The 26992-nt window shown below is 53.0% G+C and carries 22 protein-coding genes and 1 pseudogene; 21 read left to right on the forward strand and 2 right to left on the reverse strand.

The features are described from left to right. The first annotated feature begins 66 nt into the window (after positions 1-66). The 15 genes from M655_RS03745 (at position 67) to M655_RS03815 (ending at position 18121) form a co-directional block, all read left to right on the forward strand. Positions 67-1080, forward strand: a complete 1014-nt coding sequence (locus tag M655_RS03745; protein WP_026558075.1) for a zinc-dependent alcohol dehydrogenase — start codon at positions 67-69, stop codon at positions 1078-1080. A 174-nt stretch (positions 1081-1254) separates the two neighbouring features. After that, positions 1255-3123, forward strand: a complete 1869-nt coding sequence (gene iolD / locus M655_RS03750; RefSeq protein WP_026558074.1) for a 3D-(3,5/4)-trihydroxycyclohexane-1,2-dione acylhydrolase (decyclizing) — start codon at positions 1255-1257, stop codon at positions 3121-3123. Positions 3124-3318: 195 nt separating this feature from the next. Further along, positions 3319-4242 carry a myo-inosose-2 dehydratase gene (iolE, locus tag M655_RS03755; protein ID WP_026558073.1) on the forward strand — a complete coding sequence of 308 codons (924 nt, stop codon included), beginning with the start codon at positions 3319-3321 and terminating at the stop codon, positions 4240-4242. Then, positions 4239-5093: a transketolase gene (locus M655_RS03760; RefSeq protein ID WP_007785978.1), complete on the forward strand. Its 855-nt coding sequence runs from the start codon at positions 4239-4241 to the stop codon at positions 5091-5093. The genes iolE and M655_RS03760 overlap by 4 nt, the downstream gene beginning before the upstream one ends. Before the next feature lie 3 nt (positions 5094-5096). Continuing rightward, positions 5097-6065 (forward strand): transketolase family protein, encoded by a 969-nt coding sequence (locus M655_RS03765; protein ID WP_026558072.1) that lies wholly within the window; start codon positions 5097-5099, stop codon positions 6063-6065. Further along, positions 6058-6867: a 5-deoxy-glucuronate isomerase gene (iolB, locus tag M655_RS03770; protein WP_026558071.1), complete on the forward strand. Its 810-nt coding sequence runs from the start codon at positions 6058-6060 to the stop codon at positions 6865-6867. Before M655_RS03765 ends, iolB begins: the two co-directional genes overlap by 8 nt. A 76-nt stretch (positions 6868-6943) precedes the next feature. Then, entirely contained in the window at positions 6944-7948 is a 1005-nt protein-coding gene (locus tag M655_RS03775) for a Gfo/Idh/MocA family protein (protein WP_025844084.1), read from the forward strand. 140 nt (positions 7949-8088) lie between these two features. Next, positions 8089-9108, forward strand: a complete 1020-nt coding sequence (gene iolG / locus M655_RS03780; protein ID WP_025844085.1) for an inositol 2-dehydrogenase — start codon at positions 8089-8091, stop codon at positions 9106-9108. A 24-nt stretch (positions 9109-9132) separates the two neighbouring features. Beyond that, positions 9133-10629 (forward strand): sugar ABC transporter ATP-binding protein, encoded by a 1497-nt coding sequence (locus M655_RS03785; RefSeq protein ID WP_312027473.1) that lies wholly within the window; start codon positions 9133-9135, stop codon positions 10627-10629. A gap of 6 nt (positions 10630-10635) precedes the next feature. Beyond that, entirely contained in the window at positions 10636-11643 is a 1008-nt protein-coding gene (locus tag M655_RS03790) for an ABC transporter permease (RefSeq protein ID WP_025844087.1), read from the forward strand. A 24-nt stretch (positions 11644-11667) separates the two neighbouring features. Continuing rightward, on the forward strand, positions 11668-12663 hold the full coding sequence (locus M655_RS03795; RefSeq protein ID WP_026558070.1) for a sugar ABC transporter substrate-binding protein: 996 nt from the start codon (positions 11668-11670) through the stop codon (positions 12661-12663). Between the two features lie 194 nt (positions 12664-12857). Continuing rightward, the gene (iolG, locus tag M655_RS03800) at positions 12858-13877 is read left to right on the forward strand and encodes an inositol 2-dehydrogenase (protein ID WP_025844089.1); all 1020 of its coding nucleotides are present in this window, start codon (positions 12858-12860) and stop codon (positions 13875-13877) included. A 408-nt stretch (positions 13878-14285) separates the two neighbouring features. Further along, positions 14286-15278: a sugar ABC transporter substrate-binding protein gene (locus M655_RS03805; protein WP_025844090.1), complete on the forward strand. Its 993-nt coding sequence runs from the start codon at positions 14286-14288 to the stop codon at positions 15276-15278. A gap of 88 nt (positions 15279-15366) precedes the next feature. Further along, complete coding sequence (locus tag M655_RS03810) at positions 15367-17055, forward strand: methyl-accepting chemotaxis protein (protein WP_152344128.1); 1689 nt, start codon at positions 15367-15369, stop codon at positions 17053-17055. 232 nt (positions 17056-17287) lie between these two features. Beyond that, on the forward strand, positions 17288-18121 hold the full coding sequence (locus M655_RS03815; RefSeq protein WP_026558068.1) for an alpha/beta fold hydrolase: 834 nt from the start codon (positions 17288-17290) through the stop codon (positions 18119-18121). Positions 18122-18180: 59 nt separating this feature from the next. Here the strand turns inward: M655_RS03815 and M655_RS03820 are convergent, their stop codons facing one another. Then, positions 18181-18999, reverse strand: coding sequence for an IS3 family transposase (locus tag M655_RS03820; RefSeq protein WP_051353951.1), 819 nt, complete (start codon positions 18997-18999; stop codon positions 18181-18183). Positions 19000-19158: 159 nt separating this feature from the next. Here M655_RS03820 and M655_RS03825 point away from each other — a divergent pair, with 159 nt between their 5' ends. The 3 genes and pseudogenes from M655_RS03825 (at position 19159) to M655_RS03835 (ending at position 21259) form a co-directional block, all read left to right on the forward strand. Then, positions 19159-19860, forward strand: coding sequence for an amidase domain-containing protein (locus M655_RS03825; protein ID WP_026558066.1), 702 nt, complete (start codon positions 19159-19161; stop codon positions 19858-19860). Between the two features lie 31 nt (positions 19861-19891). Then, positions 19892-20422: a hypothetical protein gene (locus M655_RS03830; protein WP_051353950.1), complete on the forward strand. Its 531-nt coding sequence runs from the start codon at positions 19892-19894 to the stop codon at positions 20420-20422. A gap of 62 nt (positions 20423-20484) precedes the next feature. Further along, positions 20485-21259, forward strand: a pseudogene (locus tag M655_RS03835) (IS5 family transposase). Between the two features lie 328 nt (positions 21260-21587). On the opposite strand, the gene M655_RS03840 reads toward M655_RS03835, so the two are convergent. Further along, a complete protein-coding gene (locus tag M655_RS03840) occupies positions 21588-22685 on the reverse strand; it encodes an RDD family protein (RefSeq protein WP_051353949.1) in 1098 nt (365 codons plus the stop codon). Positions 22686-23260: 575 nt separating this feature from the next. Here M655_RS03840 and M655_RS03845 point away from each other — a divergent pair. The 3 genes from M655_RS03845 to M655_RS03855 all read left to right on the forward strand — a co-directional run bounded on the left by M655_RS03845 (position 23261) and on the right by M655_RS03855 (position 26967). Then, positions 23261-25825 (forward strand): winged helix-turn-helix domain-containing protein, encoded by a 2565-nt coding sequence (locus M655_RS03845; protein WP_026558065.1) that lies wholly within the window; start codon positions 23261-23263, stop codon positions 25823-25825. 222 nt (positions 25826-26047) lie between these two features. Continuing rightward, a complete protein-coding gene (locus tag M655_RS03850) occupies positions 26048-26431 on the forward strand; it encodes a hypothetical protein (RefSeq protein ID WP_025847256.1) in 384 nt (127 codons plus the stop codon). Positions 26432-26490: 59 nt separating this feature from the next. After that, entirely contained in the window at positions 26491-26967 is a 477-nt protein-coding gene (locus M655_RS03855; protein ID WP_035423170.1) for an Ig-like domain-containing protein, read from the forward strand. The last annotated feature ends 25 nt before the right edge of the window (positions 26968-26992 follow it).

Consider the following 26992-nt stretch of genomic DNA (forward strand, 5'->3'; position numbering starts at 1 on the left):
AGGGACGAGGAAGCGGAAAAAACAGAACGGATGCAGCTTAAACAGCAGAAGGGGAGCGAATGGGTCATGTTAGCTGGTGTATTTGAGCAGGCAGGGAAATTTTCCTTGCAGGAAAGGCCGGTTCCGGTCATACAGAAGGCAGATGAAGTGCGGATCAAGGTGGAGGCAGCCAGCATCTGCGGCACAGACGTGCATATTTTGGCTAATCCTCCGGGACATCCGGCGACGGCAGGCGTGATTCAGGGACATGAGTACGTCGGAAAAGTGGTAGAGGCAGGAGCGGATGTCACGAACGTCAAAGTGGGCGACCGGGTGGTAGTCGATCCGACGCTGACGTGCGGGTACTGTGATTATTGCCAGATGGGATACGTGAACATGTGCGAGCATATGTCGACGATGGGTATTTTCGTGGACGGGGGCTGGACTTCCTACAGTGTCGTTCCAGCCAGAAATGTGCACAAAATCGCAGACTCGGTTCCGCCGGAGATTGCCGTCTTTGCCGAACCGCTGTCCTGCGTCATCAACGGCATGGACAAAATCAAGGTGCAGCCGGGCGAGAGCGCTGTCGTGCTGGGCGCAGGGCCGATGGGACAAATGTTCATCCAGATGTTGAAAGCGGCGGGAGCCGGAACGATCGTGGCCGTTGATTTCTCGGATTATCGCCTGGAATACGCCTGCATATCCGGGGCGAATGTGACGGTGAACCCAAAAACAAGCGACGTGGCGAAGTCTGTACAGGACGCGACGAAAATCGGGGCGGATGTCGTCATCGACTGTGTTGGTTCGCTGTTCGATCAGAGCCTGACGCTGGTGCGCAGAGGGGGACAAATTTTGCTGGTGGGCATGAATCAGCACGCCTTGCCGCCGATCAAGCAAAACGATATTACCCGCTATGAGGTAACCGTAAAAGGCACGTATATCTCGAACCACACGTTCCCGAAAGTAGTGAAGGTCATGGAGGCAGGGCTGCTGAATCTGGAGCGGCTGATTACCCATCGGGTTCCTTTGGAGCGCATCACGGAAGGAATCGACGTGATGAAAAAAGGAGAAGCGATCAAGGTGATCGTGCAGCCCGCGTAATCGCCTGCGATCCGCGAGCGGTAGTCTGCACGCGTCCAGCCAACTGCCGGAAAAGACAGAAAAAAATGAAAAAAAGGGTTTGTGGAAGCTCGGGAATCGAGTATAATCAAGTAAGAGAAAGCGCTTAACTTAACAGTTACGTGGAGAGAAACATCGAAGCTGAGGGAGGATAACATGGCAAAAACAATCCGCTTAACGATGGCTCAGGCATTGCTGCGATTTTTGGACAATCAATACATTTCCGTGGACGGTCAGGAACGAAAATTCGTCAAAGGCGTCATGGGGATTTTCGGACACGGAAATGTGACAGGGATGGGCGAAGCGCTGGAGCATTTTCAGGGAGAGTTGACCTACATCCAGGGGAAAAACGAGCAAGGAATGGCGCATGCGGCCATTGCCTTCGCCAAACAAAAGAACAGGCTAGAGATTTTTGCCTGCACGTCTTCGATTGGGCCCGGCGCCTTGAACATGGTCACAGCCGCCGGGACAGCGACGGTGAACCGGATTCCGGTGCTGTTTTTGCCAGGCGATATTTTTGCCTGCCGCCAGCCTGATCCGGTCTTGCAGCAAATTGAAAACCCTGCTGACTACACGATTTCATCCAACGATGCGTTCAAGCCGGTCAGCAAGTACTGGGACCGCATTACACGTCCCGAGCAGTTGATGACGGCCGCCTTAAACGCGATGAGGGTGCTGACGGACCCGGTCGACACTGGCGCGGTCACCTTGGCTCTGCCCCAGGATGTGCAAAGCGAAGCGTACGATTACCCGGCTGAGTTTTTTGAAAAGCGCGTCCATTTCGTCGAAAGAAGAGCGCTGTCGGCTGCTGCGCTCGCACGGGCAGCGGAAGCGATCCAGACAAAAAAGCGGCCGCTGATTATCGCCGGGGGCGGCGTGCACTACTCGCTCGCTACGGCAGAACTGATTCGCTTCGCCGAGGAGTTTGGCATTCCGGTAGCGGAGACGCAAGCGGGAAAAAGCGCGGTGCCATGGGACCACCCGCTTCAAGTAGGCTCGATTGGCGTCACAGGCTCGCTCGCCGCAAACCGCCTGGCCAAAGAGGCCGATTTGATTATCGGCGTCGGAACGAGACTGACTGACTTCCCTACCTCATCCAAAACGGCCTTCCAAAATCCAGATGTGGAGTTCGTCAGTATCAATGTCAGCTCCTACGACGCGCTGAAAATGAACGGAAAGGCCGTGGTAGCCGACGCGAAGGAAGCGCTGGTCGCAATCACAGGCGCACTGCGGCAAGCGGAATACAAGTCCGCCTACTCGCCGGAAGCGATTGCTGCTCTGAAGAAGGAGTGGGACGAAGAAGTGGACCGGGTCTGCTCTGTGGAGCGGGCGGAAGGCTTGTCGCAAATGCTCGCGCTGGGCGAGATCAACCGCTTCCTGGGCGAAAAGGACATCATTGTCGCTGCTGCCGGAAGCCTGCCCGGAGATTTGCACCGCCTGTGGAGATGCAAGGCCCCGAAAACGTACCATATGGAATACGGCTTCTCGTGCATGGGCTACGAGGTGTCCGGCGCGTTCGGCGTGAAGATGGCAAGCCCGGATCAGGAAGTGTACGCCGTCGTCGGGGATGGCAGTTACTTGATGCTTCATTCGGAGCTGGTCACGAGCATTCAGGAAGGGCAAAAATTTACGATCCTGCTGTTCGACAACAACGGGTTCGGCTGCATCCACAACCTGCAACGCGGTCATGGCAGCGAAGGCTTCGGCAACGAGTTCCGCTATCGCGACGAACAGACGAACCGGCTGACGGGCGAGTATTTGCAGATTGATTTTGCCAGCCACGCCAGAAGCATGGGCGCGAAGGCGTACACGGCCCGCACTGTGGAAGAGCTGAGAGCGGCCTTGCAGCAGGCGAAGGAAGAGACTGTCACGACGCTGATTGACATCAAGGTGCTTCCCGGAACGTGCTCGTCCGGCTACGAGTCGTGGTGGCGGCTCGGGGTAGCGGAAGTATCCGCGAGCAAAAAGGTTCAAGCCGCTTATGAAGCGATGAACAAGCAGATCGAGATTGCGAAAAAAATGTAAGCGTTGCCGACGTTTTTATGCAACAGGCAAGAATGGCTAAAACTCTTGTCCAGCAGGAGGGCAACAGACGAGACTTCGAGTGGAACGAGCAAGCAACCGCTGTGCCTTATAGGTACGAAGGCTCCGCCAATGGCGTGGCGCAGCCAAGTTTCTAAACGCGTCGAGTTAAGCGCTTAATCAAAAGGGGCGACAGTCATGACAGATAAAGGATACAACTTCAAGCTGGGGGTTCACCCGATCAACTGGGTCGGGGAGGATGTCAAAGAACACGGGGATCACTATTCCTACGAGCAGGTCATGGATGAGATAGCCAGCCTTGGCGTTACAGGTGTGGAAATGAGCAGGAAGTTCCCTGCCGATCCGGCTGTTTTGCAGCAGGAGCTGGGCAAACGGGGGCTGCGGCTGACCTCGCAGTGGAAGTCCGTGCTGTTCTCGGATGCGCAGCGCCGCGACGAGGAGCTGCAGGCTTACCGGAAGCACGCGCAATTCCTCAAGGCGATGGGAGCAGAAGTCGTCAGCACGGCAGAAGTTGGCGGCTCGCTGCATTGGGACCCGCGCCGCTCCCCGCATGAAAAGCAGATCGCACACTTGACAGATGAGCAGTGGAAAAGCCTGGCCGAAGGGCTGAACCAGGCAGGGGAGATTTGCCGCGAATTGGGCATGAAGCTCGTTTACCACCATCACGGCGGGACGGTCGTGGAGCAGCCGGAGGAAATCGACCGCCTGATGGAAATGACCGATCCCGGGCTTGTCTACCTGCTGTACGATACAGGCCATGCCTACTACGGCGGCAACGACCCGTTGAAGCTGCTGCAAAAGTATTACGGGCGGATCGGCTACGTGCACCTGAAAGATATTCGCCAAAGCGTTCTCGACCAGGCAAGGGCGGAACAGGCTGATTTCGTCACCTGCATCCGCAGAGGGGTGTTCACTGTCCCAGGTGATGGAAGCCTCGATTTTGCCCCGATTTTCAAGGAGTTGGTCGAGCGGGATTATCAAGGCTGGGCCATGCTCGAAGGCGAGCAGGACCCGCTCGTTCACAACCCTTTTGCATACGCGAAAAGATCCATTGCCTTCATCGAGCAAACGATATCATCAACCAGAGGTGAGAAAGTATGAAGACGGTTTCCGCTCAGGAAAAAATCAATTGGCTGCAAAAGAAAAGCAGCGAGACCCGGAGGCTGATTCTGCAAACGGTGCACCACGCAGGGGCAGGCCATGTCGGCGGGCCGCTGTCTGTGACCGATCTTTTGGTCGCTCTTTATTTTGACGTGATGAACATCAAGCCTGACGAGCCGCTGTGGGCGGAGCGGGACCGCTTTGTGCTATCCAAGGGGCACTCCGCGATCGCCCTCTATACGGTGCTGGCGCTGCGGGGCTACTTCCCGGTGGAGGAGTTGAAAACGTTCGACGATATCGACTCTCGCCTGCAAGCCCATCCGGACATGAAGCTGCTGCCCGGACTGGACATGTCCACAGGCTCGCTGGGGCAGGGAATTTCTGCCGCAGTCGGCATGGCGCTGGGCGCAAAGCTGAAGCAGCAAGCGTTCTCCACATACTGCATCATCGGCGACGGCGAATCGCAGGAAGGGCAAGTATGGGAAGCGGCGGACGTAGCGGCCAAATACGAGCTGGACAATCTGGTAGTCATCATGGACTACAACAAGCTGCAGCAATTCGGCTGGAAGGGAACGGAAGGCCGCGAACGGGAAATCCCGATCTTTTCCCCGGAAGACCGCTGGGCGGCGTTCGGCTGGAACGTGCTTGCCATCGACGGCCACGATGTGGAACAGATCATCGAGGCGTGCCAGCAGGCGAAGCGCGTGCAAGGCAAGCCGACCGTCGTAATTGCCCACACCGTCAAAGGCAAGGGCGTAAGCTTCATGGAGAACAACTACACATGGCATGCGAAAGTGCCGAATGCGGAAGAGCTGAAAGCAGCCTTGGAAGAACTGGATATGGGGGTGTAGAAGATGCAATTACAGCTTGATAAAAAAGTAGCCATGCGCGATGCGTTTGGCGAAACATTGCTGCAATTTACGAAGGACGATCCGCGAGTGTACGCAGTCGATGGCGACCTGGCGACCTCCACCAAGCTGGATAAAGTAGCGGAGGGGAATCCGGCCAAATTTTTGCAGATGGGCATCGCCGAGCAGAACATGCTCGGAGTCGCTTCCGGTCTGGCAACAGTCGGCTTGCAGCCGTGGGTGTGCACGTTTGCCGCTTTTATTGTGAAACGCTCTCTGGACCAGATCGCCGTGGCGATTGCCCAGCCGAAGCTGGACGTGAAAATGATCGGGGCCTACAGCGGCTTGCTGACCGGATGCACGGGAAAAACGCATCAAGGTCTGGAAGATATCGCGATCATGCGCAGCCTGGCCAACATGGTCGTCCTGGCTCCGGCGGACGCGGTCGAAGTGAAAAAGGTGATGGAGTTCGCCCGCGACTACCACGGTCCCGTGTACATTCGGCTGGCGCGCGACCCGCTGCCGACCCTTTTTGCGGAAGAAACGCACACGTTTGCGCTCGGCAAAGGCGTCAAGTTGATCGCAGGACAGGATGTGACGATCATTTCAACCGGGACGCAAACAGGCCGCGCCGTTCAGGCTGCGAACCTGCTGCGCGCGGAAGGCATTCAGGCGGGTGTCCTGCACTTGCCGTCCATCAAGCCGATAGATGTGGAAGCTATCGTGGAGGCCGCTGAACGGACAGGGGCGATTGTCGCCACAGAAGAACACAGCATCTACGGCGGGCTGGGCAGCGCTGTAGCTGAGGTGCTGGTAGAGAACAAGCCCGTGCCGATGACAAGAGTCGGGGTGCGCGATCTCAATTCGGAATCCGGGCCAAACGACGCCCTGCTGAAAAAATACCAGATTGCCGTCGAGGATATCGTCCAAGGGGCAAAGGAAGTTTTGCAGCGAAAGGAGAAGGAAAATGTCTAAATTGATCGTTCCGAGCCAGCAACCAAACCAGGAGAAAAGCGTGGTCAAGGTCACACCGGAATCGGCAAACTGGGGCTATGTAGGCTTCGAGGTGTACACGCTTGCCAAAGGCGACAAAATCAGCATGGACACAGGGGAGCAGGAAGTGTGCATCGTGCTTCTCAGCGGGTATGCCAACGCGAGAACAAAGCAGCAGGAGTGGAACAACATCGGGCAGCGCATGCACATTTTCGAAGAAATCCCACCCTATGCCGTCTACGTGCCATCTGGCGATCAGTATGAGGTAGAAGCCTTGACAGATGCCGAGATCGCCGTGTGCACAGCTCCGGGCAAAGGCACGTACGAGGCGAGACTGATCGCGCCAAAAGACATTCGGGTAGACATGCGCGGCTCCGGCAAAACGCTGCGCCGGATTCATAACATTTTGCCTGAGGATCAACCGGCGGACAGCCTGCTGATTGTCGAAGTCTACACGCCAAACGGAAACTGGTCGAGCTATCCGCCGCACAAGCATGACCAGGAGAACCTGCCCAACGAAGCGTATCTGGAGGAGACGTACTACCATCGCATCAAACAGGCGAACGGCTTTGCCTTGCAACGCGTGTACACGGACGACCGCTCGCTGAACGAGACGATGGTGGTCAAGGACGGCGATGTGGTGCTGGTGCCAAAAGGCTACCATCCCGTATCGGCACCTCCCGGCTACGACCTGTACTACTTGAATACGATGGCGGGGCCAGTGCGGACCTGGAAATTTACCAACGATGCCGACCATGAATGGATGATGACGCAAACGGTGTAAGCGAAGCAAGCGGGCCATGGGGATTCCTATGGCCTGCTTGAAACGAAGGGGAAAGCAGAAGGGGAGTGGAGCACAGATGAGTCAAAAACGCGTGCGCTGGGGCGTGTTGAGCACAGCCAGAATCGCGGTAAACACGATGATTCCGGCGATTCTGGAGGCGGACAACGCCGAGGTTGTCGCCATCGGCAGCCGGAACGAAAAAGTTTCGGAAGTTTCTGCGAAATTCAATATTCCCAACGTCTATAACAGCTATGAAGAAGTGCTGGATGATCCCGAGGTGGATGCCGTGTACATTCCGCTTCCGAACAGCATGCACAAGGAATGGGTGCTCAAGGCGGCAGACAAAGGAAAGCATATTTTGTGCGAAAAACCGATCGCGCTGAATGCGGCGGAAACAAAAGAGATGATCGAGCATTGCCAAAGCAGGCAGGTGCTGTTGATGGAGGCGTTCATGTACCAGTTCCATCCGCAGCACCAAGTGGTGAAAGCGCTGCTCGCGGCCAACGAGATCGGCACGCCCAGGCTGATCCGCGCCAACTTTACCTTTCGGATCGAAGACCGGAGCCGCGATTACCGTCTGGACCCGCAGCTCGGTGGCGGCAGTTTGTACGACATCGGGTGCTACTGCATTCACTCCATCCGCAATATTTTGCAATGCGAACCGAAACGGCTGTACGTCCACTCCCCGCGCGATCCGGAATTTGACGTTGACATGTCGGCTGTCGCGATGCTGGAGCTGGACAACGGGATGCTGGCGACGTTTGACTGCAGCTTTGACATGGTGCGCCGTGAACGGTACGAGATTGTGGGGACGCATGGGACGATCCAGGTGCCGCGCTCTTACAATTTGCCCGAGTATTTTGACGGGGAAGGCATCGTGATTGTGGAAAAAGAAGACGGCGTGTCCAGAGTGGAAAAAGTGCGCGGGAACGAGTACAAGCTGGAAGTCGAGCATTTTTCCCAATGCGTGCTGGACGGCTCCCAACCGCTTTATTCCGGGGAGAGCATCTTGCAAAACATGAAAGTGATTGAAGCCTGCTATGAATCAATCCGCTCGGGCAAGTGGGTAAATCTGGCGTAATAAAAATGATCGAATTAAATATTTTTTCGAACAAATTTGAATTGAAAATCAAATGAGCCTCATTTAAACTTAAGGTAAGCGGTTACCTTAAAACTCTGAGAGAAAACGTTTTAGCAAATAGCGATGATGGAGGAATAAATATGAGCGGCCAAGTGCGCACGGCAGTAATCGGATTAGGAAGACTCGGATATTGGCATGCAGAAAACCTTGCGACAAAAGTGAAAGGCGCCCAGCTAGTAAAGGTAGTGGACCCGTTGGAAGGCCGCGCGGAGCAGGTAGCAAGAGAGCTGGGAGTTCCAGGCTGGTCCAAAGACCCTCGCGAAGTATTTGAGGACGCAAATATCGACGCGGTAGTTTTGGTCACACCTACGAGTACTCATGCGGAGATGATTACCCAGGCGGCGACGCACGGAAAACAAATTTTTGTTGAAAAACCGATTACCCAAACCGTAGAGGAAGCCGACGAGGTTATCCAAGTGTTAAACAAACACAACGTTTTCTGTCAGGTAGGCTTCATGCGCCGATTCGATCCGGCTTACGCGGAAGCAAAAAGACGGATCGCGGCCGGGGATATCGGCAAGCCGCTCTACTTTAAAGGAGTGAGCCGCGACGGCAACTGCCCGCCCGCAGAATTTATCAAGCACAGCGGAGGACTGTTCCTCGATGTCGCCATTCACGACTACGATATCGCCCGCTTTTTAATGGGGACGGAAGTGGAAACGGTTACAGCGACGGGGAATGTGCTCTTGCACACTTTTATGAAAGACTATCACGATGTCGACCAGGCGGTGACCACCCTGACCTTTGCTTCGGGAGCGGCGGGAGACATCGAAACAATGCGAATCGCCCCGTACGGCTACGATATCCGCGGCGAAGTCATCGGCACGGAAGGCTCCATTCAAATCGGATCGCTGCGCCACCACGATGTTCTTTTGCTGACTGCCAATGCCAGCACGCATGACATCATTCCTGACTTCCCGACGAAGTTCAAGGACGCCTACCTGCTGGAAATGATTCATTTCATTGACGCGGTGCAAAAGGGAGAGCGGCCTGCGTGCACGGAAACAGACGGAAAAATCGCCCTGGAGATCGCAGCGGCAGCGACCGAGTCGTTTCAAACAGCGAAGACGGTAAAGCTCGATAAAAAAGTGTCCATTTAATCAATCCAAATTGAAAAAATGGAGGTGACTACCTTGGCGTTGCTGGAAATGAAGGGCATTAGCAAAGCATTTTCCGGTGTGACGGTCTTGCACGACGTTCATCTGGACGTTCGGCAAGGAGAAGTGCACGTCCTGCTCGGGGAAAACGGCGCAGGAAAATCAACGATTATCAAGATCATGACCGGAGCCTACACGAAAGACCAGGGCGAGATTCGCTGGGACGGCAGGCCAGTCGAGATCGCAAAGCCAAGCGATGCGATTGATATCGGCATTGCCACGATTTATCAGGAGCTGAACCTGATTCCGCATCTTTCGGTCGCAGAGAACATTTTTCTGGGCCACGAAAAGAAAAAGCACGGCCGCTACTCTTTTCTGGATCGGAAGTACATGCGGGAAAAATCGAAGGAACTGATGGCGAAGCTGGGGCAAAGCATCGACCCGAACGCATTGGTGAGCAGCTTGGGGGTCGGACAGCAACAATTAGTGGAAATTGCTAAAGCGCTTTCTTTGAATGCCAAGCTGATTATTATGGACGAACCGACATCGAGCCTGAGCGCCCAGGAAGCCGAGCAGTTGCTGGCGACGATCGAATCGTTGCGGGAGCAGGGCATGACGTTCATTTACGTGTCCCATCGGCTGGAAGAGATCAAGCGCATCGGAGACCGGATCACGGTTTTGCGGGACGGGGCAAAGATCGAAACGGTAGATGTCAGCACGACGTCCATTGACCGGATGATCGAGCTGATGGTCGGCCGCTCGCTGCATAACAAGTATCCGAAAAAGACGTTTACCCGGGGACAGGAAGCGTTGCGGGTGGAGAACCTGAAGCTGAAAGGGGCTGCCCACGCCATCAGCTTTGCTGCCTATCAGGGCGAGATTCTCGGCTTTTCCGGTTTGGTCGGCGCTGGCCGCAGCGAACTGATGAAAACGATCTTCGGCGCGGAGCCGAAGGAGACGGGCAAAGTCTACGTCTTCGGAAAAGAAGCGGTGATTCGCCAGCCGCGCGACGCCATCGAGGCAGGATTTGCGTTCATTACGGAAGACAGGAAGACGGAAGGGCTGTTCCTCGATCAGTCGCTTATTTTCAATATGTCCATCGCCAATTTGCGCGAAGTCAAAAGCAACGGGCTGCTGAGTCCGGTGAAGATGAAGGAAGTAGCGGAAAAGTACGTGCGCGAGCTGCAGATTCGCCCGAACAATATCAATCTGATGGGGCGGAACTTCAGCGGAGGAAACCAGCAAAAGGTCGTCATCGCCAAGTGGCTTTTCACCCAAGCGCGCATTTTTATTTTTGACGAGCCTACTCGCGGCATTGACGTGGGAGCAAAGGTAGAGGTCTACAACTTAATCAATGACCTGGTGGACTTGGGCGCATGCGTGCTGATTGTTTCGTCGGATTTGCCGGAAATTCTCGGGATGTGCGACCGGATTCTCGTGATGAGCGACGGACGGATCACCGCCGATCTGCAGCGGGAGGAAGCGACGCAAGAAGTAATCATGAAAGCAGCAACAGGAGGTTGATAGAAAATGAAGGAACAGTCCAACTCTGTGACAGTCACCACAGGGACAAGTGCCAGCAAGACACTGAGCTTGAATTGGAAAACGTTTGTCGGCAAGTTTGGGGCTTTGTTCGGACTCCTCATCCTTTCCGCGTGCTTGAGCATTCTTTCTCCGAATTTTCTGCAAGCCGAAAACTTGATGAATATCGCCCGGCAGTCTTCCATCAACGCGTTGCTCGCCATCGGCATGCTCTTGCCGATTTTGACGGCGGGAATTGATTTGTCTGTCGGCTCCCTGCTGGCATTGGCGATCACAACGACGGGGATATTCGTGGTGAACTGGGGGATGCACCCGCTGCTTGGGATTTTGCTGTGTCTCGCGATTGGAGCGCTCGGCGGATGGTTCAACGGGGTTTTGCTCACCAAGCTGAGATTGCCGCATCCTTTTATCTCTACATTGGGCACGATGAATATTTTTCGCGGGCTGGCACTCATCATCACAGCCGCCTCTCCGATTTTCGGCTTCCCGCTCATCATCAACTACGCCGGCTATGAAAACATCGGGATTTTCCCCGTGAGCTTTATTCTCGTGATAATTACGTATATTCTTTTCCATCTGTTTCTTACGCGCACAGCGACGGGACGGTATATTTACGCGATCGGCGGCAACAAGGAAGCAGCCCGGCTGGCTGGTATTCCTGTGGACCGGATTCTGATTCTCGTCTACACCTTGAGCGGCTTGATGGCCGGTCTGGCGGGCCTTGTCCTGATCGGAAGGACGGATTCGGCGTCGCCGATTGCCGGATTGTCGTATGAGCTTGACGCGATTGCAGCCGTCATCATCGGTGGCGCCAGCTTCTTCGGCGGTGTGGGGACGGTATGGGGCACATTGATCGGGGCGCTCATCATCGCCGTGCTGCGAAATGGCTTGAACTTGCTCGGGACGACCTCCGATTTGCAAGTGGTCGTCATCGGCTCTGTTATTATCGCTGCCGTGTACGTCGATGTCCTGCGCCAGCGTTCGGCCAAAAAATAGGAAGGCGTCGAGGAGGAGCGGACGATGAGCAGGAAGATTTGGAAAGCCGTTTTTTCAAGCATGGTCCTTTTAAGCCTGGCAGCATGCTGGCAGCAGCCTGGCAGTCCGGAAGGCTCTTCGACTCAGCAGCAGCCACAGACGGGTTCCGGTGAACAAAAGCCGAAAATCTACGTCGTCTTGAAGACGTTGAACAGTGAGTATTTCCAATTCATAGAAGCGGGGGCAAAAGCGGCGTTCCAGGATTTCAACGTGGACGGGACGATCATGGCCCCCTCGAACCAGACACAAGTGATGGAGCAAGTCAACATGATTGAAGACTTGCTGAACAAAAACCCCGATGGGCTGGTGCTTACTCCCAGCCAGCCTGTTGCCGTCGTTTCGGCGTTGGCGAAGTACAAAGCAAAAGACATCCCGGTTGTGTTGCTGGACAGCGATGTGGATTGGGAGGACAAAACGACTTTTATCGGCAACGACGATGCGCTGAGCGGGCAAAAAGCGGGCGAAACATTGGCAGCGAAGCTGAGCAGGGGAGACAAAGTAGCGATTCTCGAAGGGATTTCCGGCACTCCGACCAGCGCCAAGCGCGTACAAGGAGCGAGAGAGGCACTGGAACAGGCGGGAATGATCGTTGCCGCTTCCGAGGCTGCGAACTGGGATCGGGTGGAAGCGGTATCGGTCATGGAAAACGTCTTGCAAGCCCATCCTGATATAAAAGGCGTGGTCGCCGCAAACGATGAAATGGCGCTCGGCGCGATTCGCGCGAGTGAGGCGAAAGGCAAGGATATCGCCGTCGTCGGAATGGACGGCATCATCGAGGCGATTGAATCGATCCAGAAAGGCTCGATGGATGCTTCAATCGCGGTGAAAACGTATGATATGGGCTACAAGGGCGTTGAAAATGCGGTAAAAGCTATTCGCAAAGAAACCGTGCCTAAGCAAATCGTGACAGAGATTGACGTCATTACGCCGGACAATGCCGAAGCAAAGCTCGCCCAAGCGAAAGGGCTTCTAGGGAAATAAAGGAAGGAGCTATCAACGCTACAAAAGCTACGAAGCTCGGCGCGGTCAGGCTGTTTGTACGAATCGCCTGTCTTGAATGCGAGCTGCTCAAGGGCCGGATGGCTGGCCTCAGCCGATTCTCAGGGGGAGTAGTTTTTCGCTCTCTGGGCGAAGCGGCAGCTCCAGCACTCGATAACAAAAAGGGGGACTGACGGATGGCTGAAACAGTCCGTTGTGCCGTAGTGGGACTTGGTCGGGCTGGTTTTTCCCATGCCGAAAATCTGGTCAACAGCGTAAAAGGAGCGGAGCTTGCTGTCGTTGCCGCTACCCGCAAGGAACACGCCGAAGCTGTAGCGAGCAGGCTCGGGGTCAGGCACGCGACCAATACCGTAGACGACATCTTCGAAAATCCCGAGATTGACGCTGTCATCATCGCCACGCCGACTGCCACGCATAAACAACTGATCCAACGGGCGGCAGAGAGCGGCAAGCATATTTTTGTCGAAAAGCCGATCACGCGAACATCGGAAGAAGCAGAGGAAACGATCCGCATCATCCGCGAGCACCGCGTCATGTGCCAGGTCGGTTTTATGCGAAGGTTTGATCCTGCCTATGCCGAAGCGAAAAAACGGGTGGACGCAGGCGATATCGGCAAGCCGATCTACTTTAAAGGCATCGGCCGTGATCCCGGCTCTCCGCCTCTTGACTACATGAAGCATAGCGGCGGGATTTTTCTGGACTTGTGCATACACGATTACGATATCGCCCGGTATCTGATGGGCGCTGAGGTCGCTTCGGTCACAGCGTTTGGCCGCATTTTGGCGCATCCTTTTCTGGAGGAATGCCGCGATGTCGATCAGGCGTTGACTCATCTGACTTTTCACTCCGGGGCAATGGGAGACATCGAAGGCAGCCGCAACGCCTTTTACGGCTACGATATACGCGGGGAGATCATGGGGACAGAAGGGACGATCCAGATTGGCTCGTTGCGGCACCACGATGTGAAAATCATGACGGCCAAAGGCAAAACGCACGATCTCATTCCCGATTTTCCGACCAGATTCAAAGATGCTTTTTGCCTGCAATTGCAAAGCTTTGTGGACAGCATCCGCAACCGGCAAGCGCCAGCGGTATCGGCAGCCGATGCCAAAATCGCCCTGCAAATTGCGGAGGCGGCTACCAAGTCGTTTCGGACAGGTACGACTGTGCAAGTAGCGGCCGATCAGCCGGAGTGAAATTCAGATTATTCAGTTACATCGGGCGCAGGAAGCCGCACCTGCCGGGCTGCCAGCGTCCTGACGCTTGTCTCGATTTGGGGGAGGCGTGTCAGGATAAGTAGTCTTTCGATTTTGATTTTTCAAAATGAAAGTGTTTACACTTGGGAATGGTCTGTATTATAATGCCATTAAGAAAACGCTTAACCAAACATACGAGACAACTTCATCGGCCAAAAAGCGCTGAAAAACGGGAATGTTCGCTTGTTTTAACACAGCGCAATCTATGTTCTATCCATTTTTTTATGAGAATTGGTTAAGCGCTTATTCAATCCGCAAAAGGTTGAGAAGGAGGGAGCAGGCCGGTCGAGGTTTTCCAAAAACGTATGTGGGCTATAGCAAAAAAGAATGAGCACACGGGGGGTTCCTATGAAAAAGAGAATTGCGATTCCATTGATTTTGATGATGATGTTCTCCGTTCTGGCCGGCTGCGCTGGGCAAGCAAACAATAGCACCGGAGCGACGGACGGAAATCAGCAAGGGTCTTCAGACGGTAAGCCAAAAGTCACCGTTGTCTTGATGGAGCTGAGCGCGCAGTATTTTAAATTCATGGAAGCGGGAGCAAAAGCTGCTTTTCAAGAGTTTGGCGTAGATGGAAAGGTGATTGCTCCTTCCAACCAATCGCAAGTCATCGAGCAGGTAAACATGATCGAAACGACGCTGAATGAAAAGCCGGATGCGCTGGTCTTGATGCCTTCCCAGCCTGAATCCGCTCTCCCGGTGTTGAAGAAGTACAAGGAAAAAGGCATCCCCGTCCTGTTGATCGACACAGACGTGCCGAATTGGGAGGATAAAACCTCTTATATCGGAACCAATAACGACGAAGCAGGCTATACAGCCGCACAGCTTGTCGCCAAGCAGCTTAACAAAGGGGACAAGGTCGCCATTCTCGAAGGAATCGCCGGAACTTATGCCAGCGAGACGCGGATTGCCGGAGCGAAAAGAGGGCTGACGGAAGCCGGGCTGGAGATCGCAGTTTCGCAGTCGGCTGACTGGGATCGGGTAAAAGCTACTTCGGTAATGGAGAACATTTTGCAAGCGCATCCAGACGTCAAAGCGGTCGTTGCGGCCAATGACGAGATGGCGCTGGGAGCCGTGCGCGCTACGGAAGCAAAAGGCTTGAAAATCCCTGTCGTCGGCGTCGACGGAATCATTGAGGCGGTTGAGTCCGTGAACAAAGGCGTCCTGTTCGGCTCGGTTGCGCAGAAGCCGTATGACATGGGCTACCTCGGCGTGAAAAATGCGTTGGCGGCGATTAAAGGCGAGCCGGTGGAAAAACGCATCGACAGCGGACTCGATACGATCACCAAAGAAAATGCGGAATCCAAGCTGAAGGATCTGAAAGCAAAGCTGGGGCAATAAAAAACACATGGAATAAGCGACGGAGGAGGAAGGTCACACTTCCTCTTTCTGCTTATTCACTATCCTTTCCACGACAAGGTGAAGCAGCGTGCAAAGTTCAATTGGAAAACGATTAGTCGGCAGTTTTTTGTTCATGGCCATTTTGCTCGGGGTGACGAGCGGCATCGCTTATTGGGCGTTAAGCAAGGTCAACCAGTCTTACCTGGATGTTTTGAATCACACGGTCGTTCTTGAAGGCCATGTGAAAAATATGAAGTACTACGTGGTCCAGCGCAACCAGCATATCGATCATTACTTGCTGACGTTCGATCAGGACTACCTGTCTTTGTTGCAGCAGGATAGCGAAAAAATCAGCGAGCTGTTGGAGCAGTCGGCTGCCTTGATGGATAGCGAAGAAGGCAAGTCCAAAATTGACTATTTGCGGGAATGGAATACGATGTTCGGGCAGAAGGTGGAGCACGTCATCGCGCTGAGCGCGACAGACAGGGAAAAAGCCAAATCAGAAGCGGTCCACAGCGTGATTCCGTTTGGGAACATCATGCTCGACATGGCAGAGGAAATTACGGCTCAGCTCGAACAAAAGGTCGAGCTGGAGCTGGCAGACAATCAACAGCATGTCGCCTCGACGCTTTTGACGATGATTGCGATCAGTGTCGGGGCGGTTGTGGCCGCTGGCTGGATCGGAATCAAAATCGCCCGTTCGATCTCCAGGCCGCTGGAATCGCTGACCAAGGCGATTGAGGTCATCGCTTCGGGCCATATTGCCACAGAAGACGTCCACACACAGTCCAAGGATGAAATCGGCCAGCTCGTGCGCGGCTTCAATGCCATGAAAAACAACCTGCGGCAGTTGGTGCAGCAACTGCAGGAAAGCGCCGAGCGCCTGGCTGCCTACTCGGAGCAGCTCATGACGAGCGCGGAGCAAACGAGCCAGGCAACGGAGAGTATAACCGAGATCGTCCAGGAAGTAGCGGTCAGCTCAGACCAGCAGTTGCATCAGATTGAGGAAAGTGTCAGTTCCATCCATCAGCTTTCCGCGCGGATTCGCGATTTTGCCAAGGAGGCCGAAGAGACGGCTGCGCTATCTGCAGAGACTGCGGAAAAAGCGGTGCGCGGCAACGAGGGGGTACAGGGGAGCAAGGAGCAAATGAACGCGATTCACGCTTCGATTCAGCAACTGGCCGAAATGGTTGCCACGCTCGGCCAGCATTCCAAGGAAATTGAGCAAATTGTCGAGGTGATCTCCAACATCGCTTCGCAAACGAATTTGCTGGCCTTGAACGCAGCGATCGAAGCAGCGCGAGCCGGGGAGCACGGGGCCGGGTTTGCGGTTGTGGCGGATGAGATCAGAAAGCTGGCAGAGCAATCGACCTCATCGACGAGGCGGATTGTGTCGATCATCCAAAACGTTCGGGAAATGACCGTCAATGTCGGGGAGTCCATGCAAGCGGGGAAACAAGAAGTGGCTGCCGGGATGGAGCTTGTCCAGTCGGCAGGAGACATGTTCGTGGAGATCGAGCGATACGTGCAGATGGTTTCGCGGCAAATCGAAGCAGAAACAAGCTCGTTGCACAGGCTGTGTGATCGGGTACAGCTCGATGTTGCCGTCGTACAGGATGTGCGGAATATGTCGGAGAAAGTGTCGGCAGGAATGCAGCACGTATCGGCTGCCACCGAAGAACAGCTTGCGTCGATGGAAGAGATCGCCAGCTCGGCCAAGCAGTTGTCCAGCCTCGCGGATGAATTGCAGGCGGCGGTCGGGAAGTTCAGGCTGTAAGCGGCTTCTGTCCGGCGCATTGCCGAGGAAAATGAGCAAGCTGCGAGTCTACGGTTTGCTCTTTCTTGCGGGGATGGTCTTGTTTTACATCGTAGCAATCAGCGCAGCAGCGATTCGTCTGCTGAAAACATCCGATGTGGTCGCGTGAGCCTGGAAAAGAAGGGTTTTTCTGGACAGCAGCGAATAACGGTGTAAAAGTCTGATAATTCGACCTGATTAGGAGGCGGCGGCGATGGTTCAAGGCGGCAAGTACGTGAAGGTGGAGCCAGGGGTCGAAATTTTTGTGCAGGACACAGGACAGGGCAAGCCGATCGTGTTTATTCCGGGCTGGACGTTTACTACCGAAGTGTTCCACAAGCAGGTCGAGCATTTTCAAGAGACGAACAGAGTCGTCGTGCTCGACCCGCGAAGCCATGGCAGATCGTCCGTGACGATGCACGGAAATGACTACGCGACACACGGCGCAGACCTGGCAAAAGTGATCGAGGCGCTGGAGCTGAAAGATGTCACGCTGGTCGGCTGGTCTTTTGGCTGCCTGACGATGTGGGAATACGTCAGACAGCACGGAACGCGCGATTTGAAATCATTGGTCTTTATCGACCTGTCGCCGAAGCCGCTGTCGACCAATCATGAGCAGGACTGGGTGGAAGGGCCGCTCGACGAGATTGCCGCTGCCTACAACTATTATTTGCGGGACTCCGAAAAGCAGCGGGAATTTATCGAAGCGTACGCGACCGGGGTTATGGTACAAAGAGAGTTGCAGGCAGAAGAGCTGCTCTGGATTATCGAGCAGTCCATGAAAACGCCTCCCTACATCGCGGCGAACTTGTTTGCGTCCGGGATGTTTTCCGATTACCGGGCAGAGGCGAAGCTTGCGAGCGAGTCTGTGCCGACGCTGACGGTGGTGGCGGAGCATTGGGCAGAGACGGCCAAACGGTTCCTTGAACAGCATGCGCCGAAGTCCGCGGTGGAAGTATTGGGCGGGCACATGATGTTTTGGGAGCATGCCGACAAATTTAACTCACTGCTGGCTCAGTTCATCCATGCTGAAAAACATGTGGGCTAGAAAAAGGAAAAGGCAAAAGGCTGCACTTACCCCTGTCAAGTAGACACACACTAAAAAGCCTAAGCAGCCAGTTTGACTCGGTATTCAACCGGGGCACACTGGTTTAATCTTTTCTGGAAACGTTCATGGCTATAGAACCATATGTATTCATCAATGGCTTGAAGAAGCTCTTCCTCTGTTTTACACTGAGAGAAGTACGACGTTTCCGTTTTCAGATGGGAAAAGAAGGACTCTATGCATGCGTTGTCTAGGCAGTTTCCTTTGCGAGAGTGGCTGCCTAACATACCTAATTCTTCGAGTCGCTTGTTGTACTGCTGAGACGTGTATTGGAAGCCCTGATCCGAATGGAGAATGGCCCCTTGCACGTCTCTTTGTTTGTGAAGGTCTTCTACGGTGTCCATAACCAGTTGTAGATCATTTCTTTTGGAAACTTTCCAGGCAACAATCTCGTTATTAAAAAGATCCTGTATGACTGACAAGAAATAGAACTTGTCCACCACAGCAATGTAGGTAATATCCGTTGCAAACAGTCGATTAGGTTGCTCCACCTTGAAATGACGTTCCACTCGATTCGGCTGGACTACGGATGCCTTTCTGCTGTAATAACGACGTTTCTTCCGGATGGTTGATTGAATGTTGAGTTCTTTCATAAGACGGTATGCTCGTTTGTGATTGACAATGAATCCCTCTTTTTTCAAAGCAATTTGCATCCGTGGGTAACCGTAAAAGGGACATTTCAGATGGATGGCTACGATGTGCTCCTTCAGATTCATCTCTTGTAGATGTCGCTCTCTGCGTTTTTCCTCGGTGTTTCGCCACTTGTAATATCCTGCACGAGATACCTGTGCGATTTCCACCAACCAGGTAATCGGGCACATGTTCTCCAGTGAGGATATGATTTCAAAGCGGTTTACTTTCGGAATGATCCCTCCCGAGTAATTCCATTTTTTTCAACAAGAGGGATTATAAAGAATTTTTCCGACCGTTTGTGTTCATGTTGAGGATTCGAAAAGTTTATTCCAAGGAGATGAGCCCGTTTGAGAAATGTTCTTAAAAAGTCACTAACACTTGTGTGCTTAGCATCCACCTTAGTAACTGGACAAGCGATGGCTGCAGAAACTTTGTTTACCAATAGTTCCTCAACCAATAAAGATTATGATCGTAGCGGAGCAAAAAAATATGCTGAAAAGTATGCTGAGCGACCTGGAAACAAAAAATACGCAAATTACGGGAGCAACGGCGATGGCGGCGATTGCACAAACTTTGTTTCTCAGGTATTGCATGAAGGAGGAGGGTTGGATTTCCATGGTACTGTTGGGTATAATAGGAACCAGAAGGATTGGTATTATTACGGTCCACATGTTCCGAAAAATACGAATGATAAAAAATCGCGTACATCATCTTGGACTGGAGCCCATCAATTTCGGGAGCACTGGGCTGTAGTGAATGGTTCCGGAGGGAAATTTGCTTATCAAGCCAAAAAATATTCAGTTCAGGACGCACAAAAAAATTTTGATGATATTTATGAAGATTTAAATACTGGGGATATTGTTCAATATGTTGATAAAAACGGAAGGACAGTACACTCACAAGTCGTACACAAGTTTAAAGATGGTGACGTCTATATGGCCCAACATTCTATTAATGACGAAGATTATTATTGGGGAACAGATTTGCGGTTAAGCGATTGGCTCGATTATGGTGGTGCGTATGTTATTACGATAGAGATCAGAAAATAGCGACAGATTGTTGTCGAATGGAGATGATTATATGCGCAAGTTGAACAAGAAGCATGTGTTATTTTTGTCTGCTGCAGCCATTCTGGGGTTAGGCATCATTGGAGTTGACGCGTATGCCGATAAACCTTCCAAAGAAGAACGTCTAGCCCAGATGGAGAGGGAATTCAACAAACAAGAAGAAGCCTTGAATAAGAAGTATGCCGACGAACAGGAACAAAAAGTAAAAGATTTATCGTGGGAAGTCGGTAAACTGAAAAAAGAGTTGCATCCTGAAGATCCGGAAGAGGTATTAAAGAGGAAACTTAGCGCCTTCAAACAAATGACACTCATTCATGAAAACTCTTATAAAGGCGAAAATGTTGAAGACGTGAATCTCGATGATCCAAAAGTGGTCGAGGTTTTGGAAGCGATTGAGAAAAGAAAACAGCTCATTGAACGGATGGAAAATGAGCTTTCGGGGAATGGGAAGTTTGCATCAGGTAAGTCCGCACAAGAATTACTTGAAGAATTCGAGAAAGAAAAAATGGAATTAAGTGACGCAACCAAGGACACAAGAAATTAGGACGTGTCTGAAAACTAAAGAAAATGTGGTATGATTTAGGAAAAACGAATGGAGCAACGAGCATGATTCAAAGACGGTACGAAATAAACGATGAACAGTGGGAACAAATTCAGGACATGTTCCCCCCCTATCGAACAGGACGTCCGTCCAAATTAAGTAATCGTACCATGTTTAATGCCATTCTTTGGATTGCCCGAAGTGGTGCGGCTTGGCGAGATTTGCCGGAAGAACGTTATGGTTCATGGAAAACGGTCTACAGTCGCTTCTGCAAGTGGAGAGATACCGGATTACTTGTCGCCATCTTCCAAGCTCTTCACGTAGAACCTGACTTTGAAAACTTGAGCATCGATTCTACATCGGTCAAAGCTCATCAACACAGTGCGGGTGCTAAAAAAACGCAGAAGGACACGAAGTAAATCAGCACATAGGCGTCAGCCGTGGCGGAAAGACAACCAAACTTCATACCGTCGTCGATGGATTAGGGAATCCCCTCGCTTTTCTTCTCACGGGGGGCACGTCTATGATTCCGTTCCAGCGATCAATTTGCTTCAAGGGTTTGATCTTACGGGAAGCCATATTGTTGGTGACAAAGCCTACGGCTCAGAAGGCATTCGGCATTGGATTACGGCTAAGCAGGCAGCGTACACCATCCCGCCTAAAGCGAATAATAAAAATCCTTGGAAAGTGGATTGGTACCGCTATAAAGAACGGCACTTGGTGGAGTGCTTCTTCAATAAAATCAAACATTTTCGACGAATCGCTACTCGTTACGACAAGCTGGCCAAATCATTCCTAGCGTTTGTATATGTCGCGTCCATCTTTAAACTAACTCAATAATGAGTTTTCAGACACATCCTAAAAGGAGTATTTCGATTAGTTACCAATCAATGGGGCTGTCTCAAAAGTCGATTTTTCGATTTCGAGACGCCCCTTTTGTCTGTCAGAAACGTTGATATAGCAATTTTTTGATTATAACACGTTAGCGGTATTGGCCTTTTTGGACGCTTCCCCTTCTTGTTGGGACTCTGAGTGCCAACCGCGACCAGCCGGTACATACGGTGGTGTGAAAGGACGGGAGTTAGTCATTCCCTCCTACCCGATTGGCTCAGATGCTCCTCTGCCTTCACCAAATCACGGCAAGACCACTATTACCAGAAACTTTCCATTACGACCCAGTCTTCCCCGCAACATGAAAACTGGAGCTAATCTCTTTCAACTCAGCTTCAAGATCGGCGAACTTTCTTGCCTGCGTCACGCACATGATCTGGTAAAAATGCGTGGATGTTTCCACAACGGTAACAAGATAGGCAACTTTTTGTCCCTCGAAGGTTCCTTGCGCTGTAAATTGCGCGGAGAGGTGACCGTCGACGGTGAGACGAACGGGCTTGCCGACGGACGGCTCGGACAAGTCGCCGAGAAGGTTTGTCTCTACCCATTCTGTGTATTGCTGCAAAGTGAACGGACTCTCCAGCTCGTTTTTTGGATCGGCGATCACGATCAGATGCTTGTCCGCGCTCTTGTTGGAAAGGGCGATGACTGCCTCCGGGTGCAGGCTGCTGTTGGCTTTCCAGTCTGAGTACGCATAGATTTGCAGCGTTTGGTCCGGGCTGAAAAAGGTTTTCTTTTCAGGCGAGCTTTTGGCGATGGAGGCTATTCCGAAAATGCCGATTAGAAGAGAAAATAGTGCCAGCGTTGCGAAAACGACTGCATACAAGGTGACGGACTTTTTGCTCTCGCCATCCAAATCTTTTACTTTCACGACGAATGTATTGGCCGCCAAATCGCCCAGCCGCTGCTTCTTCTTTGTGGCCAACACACTGATCCCTGCAGGCAATCCGCCCAGCAGCAGCGGGTTGGTCTCTACGATCCGGATCAAAGAGCGGAGTATTGACTTCCCGACTCCTGGCGGCCGCCCGCGCTCGTTGACGGCTTTAATGCGAAGGGCGAATTTTCCGATCGTATATCCGGTCAGACCTTCCAGCAGAACGTAGTAGCCTAAGATGCCGAGAGTGAGGACGAGAAGGAAGACGAGAGCGGAGGAATCTTTGCTGGATCGACCCAATAAGGCAAACGTTCCGAACAGAAAGCTAATTAAAAGGATGTAGTCGATGACATGCGCCCCCCAGCGCCGGAAAAAAATCGAGGCCCCGTAAGTTTGCGTGATGTCCCCCATCGGTTTTGGCCCTGCCGGAAAAGAGCTGTCCGGTTGCGGGGGAGGGGAAACCAGTGAGGAATCAGCCTGCGGCAATGATTGATGCTCCAAAATTGTACACCTCCAACAAAAATGTAAACAAATAACATTTAATCACTGTATAAATCTTCCTGTCAAATTTTTCTTGTTTGCAACCTCTCCTCTGGTGGCAAAAACCTACCAAAAGTTAGGGGACGCACGATTGGGGAGTCCGCTTTAGTAAGTGAGCAAGTGCTGGATTGAAGAAAAACCAATATACCGGGTGATTGATTATGAATAGTGGCATGACTGCTTTTATCGCTGTGTTAGTTCTGGGGACCGTCGCCTATATCACATTGTGGTGGGAAGGGTCATACGTAAACTTGCGGATGACAAAATGGTTTTTCGCTATCTTATTGATCGTGGCAGTAGCGACAGGAGGGTATTTTTGGTTTTCGGGAGCAACGATTTAATCAAGGAAATAGCTGGTCGTTCAAGAGCCCTCTGGTTGGAGGGCTTTTTTGTGTCTGCGTGGCGTCATTTTCAAAAAGGTCAGGTTACTTGCATTGTTCGGAAGGATTCCACATAATTACAATGTCCCTATTTTTCGAGCGGGACAAATGTCTGCTCTTTTGCGAGGTCATTTTCTTTTAGGCAGGGAGATGCACATGGATCAAGCGACGTACAGTCCACTTATTGCAACGAAGCTTCATATACCTACATACGGTTCGGACTTGCTGCATCGGCACCAGTTGGTGGAAGAAATTGATGAGGTCGGGATGGCCCGGGTGATTCTCATATGCGCTCCGGCAGGGTTTGGCAAAACAACAGCCGTGAGCCAGTGGATTTCGAGTGCTGGCAAGCCCGCCGGGTGGCTTTCCTTGGATGAATCGGACAGCGATCCCGCCCGTTTTTGGCGTTACCTGGCAAAAGCAATAAGCGCAGGGCAGAAGGAAGCGGGCCGGGAGCCTTCTGCGTCGCTTGATCTGTCGTACACGGCGTCAGCCGATCATTTGCTATCTGTCCTGCTGGAAGAAATCGCCGCGATTCATACCGATTATTATCTTGTCTTGGATGATTACCATTTGATTAAGGAGCCTTCGATTCACGAAGGCATGCAAACTTTGCTCCAGCATGCGTCACCTTTTTTGCACGTCATCCTCATCACGCGTGAAGAGCCGCCGCTGTCCTTGCATCGTTTGCGTGTCCGCAAGCAGCTTGGGCAACTGGGGTCTGAGCAGCTTCGCTTCAATGAAAAGGAATGCCACCGCCTGTTTAATGAGCTGATGGGGCTGAACTTGTCGTACGAAGTGATTCAACTGCTCAGCAAGCGGACGGAGGGCTGGATTGCCGGCTTGCAGTTGGCCGCTTTGTCCATGCAGGGGAAGGCCGCTTCTGCTGTCGAGCTGCACAGCTTTTCCGGAAACGACAAATACGTGGTAGATTATTTGACGGAAGAAGTATTGAAGCGGCTGCCGGAACCAGTCCAGCATTTTTTGCTGAAAACGTCGATATTGCCGCGGCTGTCAGGGGAATTGTGCGCAGCGGTAGCCAAGGAACCGGAGGCGCACGTTATTTTGCAGATGCTTGCGCGCACCAACTCTTTTGTCGTGCCGCTCGATGGGGTCAATGAGTGGTATCGCTATCATCATTTGTTTGCGGATTTGCTGAATGCCCATTTGCGGAAAAAATACAGCGAGCAACTGCCTGCCTTGCATGTTGCGGCCAGCCAATGGTTTGAAAGCCACGGCTGGCCGATGGAAGCCATCGAGCACGCGCTTATGGGAAACGACAGGGCCTGTGCGACTCGGATGATCGTCGAGCATGCTCCGTGGATGCTGAAGCAGCATGAAAACGTTACCTTGCGCAGATGGATGAAGCATTTTGACACGGCCTGGCTCAAAGAGCATCCCGAGCTATGCATCGCTTTTGCCTGGATGCATGCGCTGTCGGACGAACTGGAGCAGGCGGAGGGGCTAGTGCACCTGGCGGAAGACAACATGCACGCCAATCCCGAGAGCCTCGACGATTGCCGGGTGGAAATATGCGTGCTGCGCGGCTACATGCAGTTGATTTTGCGCAATATCGAGCTGTCGCTTACTTACCTGGAAGAGTCGGTCAAAATGAAACCGAAGTTCAGCCGCTACTTTATCGTCGGGGTCGAGCTGAACTGGGATGAGGCTTTCGTGCTGCGCAGCCGGGTGGCGTTGAGCGGCTATTTGTCCAAGGTGAACGAGTTTTACCCCAAGCTCAGGATGATCTGGAAGCACAGCGGGCTGGGGATTCTGGCGTATGGCTCGATCGTGATGGCAGAGCTGTACTACGAGCAGAACGAGTTCGAACAGTTGACCTACTTTGTGCAACGCGCGCTTCAACTCGGGATGAACACGATGAATTTCGGCGTGCTGGTCCCGGCCTATCTGGTGTTGACGCGTTGGAGAAAGGCGGAGCGCCGCGAGTCAGAGCTGTGGCTGCCGATCGAGGAAATTACCGAGCTGTGCCGCCAGCGGAAAGCGCCGCCGCACTGGATCGCTTTTTTGGATGCGTTTCGTGTCCGGCTATGGATGGAGGAAAATCGGCGGGACGAAGTGGAGCGATGGCTCGCGGAATTTGAAAAAATGCGGAAGGACCTTGCGCATTCCCGGCATGAGTTTGAACGGCTGACGCTGGCGCGTGTGTACCTGTATTTGAAAAAGGAGAGCGAGGCTTGTGAGCTGCTCACCCGTCTGAAGCATGAGACAGAGCTGAAGGATCGGCTGGGGAGTCGGATCGAGACGTTGATTTTGCTCAGCCAGGCTTATCGCAACCAGAAAAAGCACCACGAGGCAGCCGAGTGCATCCGCATGGCCGTCGTGCTGGCTGCGCCGGAAGGCTACGTGCGCATTTTCCTGGACGAAGGGCCGGAAGTCGCCCGGATGCTCTATGCGCTCTACAAAAGCAAGGCGTGCTCCAAGCAAGAGCTGGCCTATATAGCGCGGCTGCTCAAGATGATGGAAAAAGAATTTCCCGCCCTCGACATCCAAATTCGGGTATCGCCCGAGCTGGACAAGCTGACAGAGCGGGAGGCCGAAGTGCTGGCGCTGATCGGCGAAGGGCTGTCCAACGCAGAGATTGCGAGCAGGCTGCACCTGACGATCGGGACGGTCAAGGTGTATGTCCACCAAATATACGCCAAGCTGCAAGTGCGCAATCGCGCGCAGGCAGTGGTCAAGCTCAGAGAGAGCGAGCTGTAGCGAGGGCCGTAAAAACGAAATACAAGAGAAGAGAAGCCACCTGGAAGCAGGCGGCTTGCTTTTTGCAGCGGATGGTCAGCCGATGTTTTCGGGCTGGCCTTTCTTGTCGAGTATAAGTGCAACTAAGGCTGTGCAAAGCCATTGGCGCAGCCAAGTTTTCTAATCTCGGCATAGAGCCATCTGCGCTGAGGGATAGTAAACCTATCCTGATCTGGAAAAAGAGTGATTGGAAATGACCCGCAGAGAAAATCAGCCGGAACGACTCAGTTGCTCGCTGGCAAACCGTTCGGCCAGGCTATGGATCGGCTGCTCAAGCAAAAAAGCGTCGTTCGGGTAGACCGGCATGGAGAAGTAGCGGGCAACAGCGAACAACTGGGACAGGTCGCCGCCCTCCTGGATGAGTGGAGCCAGGAACTTGGAAGCAAGTCGGACTTATTCGATCTCGAACGGCATATGCTGATCCAAGTCGCGGAAGCAGAGACGGATGGAGAGAGCGACGGCAATCAGCTCCGTTCGCTGCGTGCAGCAGCTATTTCCGCAGAGCCGACCGTCCGCCTTTCCGCAGAGCTGGTCGAGGCATTGGCCGAGCAACAATTCTGGCGATAGAAAAACGCGCGCTGAAGCTCGAACCGGAGGCAACGTATCAAATCCAGGTGACAGGCTATTTGACTAGCAGCCGCAAGCTGGATTTGACTGCGGCAGAAGATGGAACCACCTATACATCGAGCAAGCCGGAATGGATCGAGGTAAGCGAGGATGGCTTGGTCCGCGTCTTGCCAGAGGCAAAGCCGGGCAGCAAAGCGACCATCACGATTCAAAACGGGAGCAGCACAGCGAAGATGACGGTAACCGTCTATACGCTCGACAGCATCGCGGTGTCCCCGAAGCGTGATGTCGTCTATCCAGGGGAAAAATTGCAACTGAAGGTCAAAGGAAGCTATTCAGACCGGAGCGCGATTGATCTCACCAAGTCCAGTACGGGTACGACATATTCGCTCGATCAAGACGAATATGCGACAATCAGCGCGAACGGCTTGCTGGAAATCAGCCCGGATGCGCCTGACCAGGCCGCGATTACGGTGACGGTCGAAAATGGCAACGCCAGCACCACGTACACGGTCACAGTCAAACGTTCGAAATAACCGAGCAGTACAGGAGCCCGTCGGC

It is taken from the genome of Brevibacillus sp. NSP2.1 (assembly GCF_000470975.2).
Classification (GTDB): domain Bacteria; phylum Bacillota; class Bacilli; order Brevibacillales; family Brevibacillaceae; genus Brevibacillus; species Brevibacillus agri.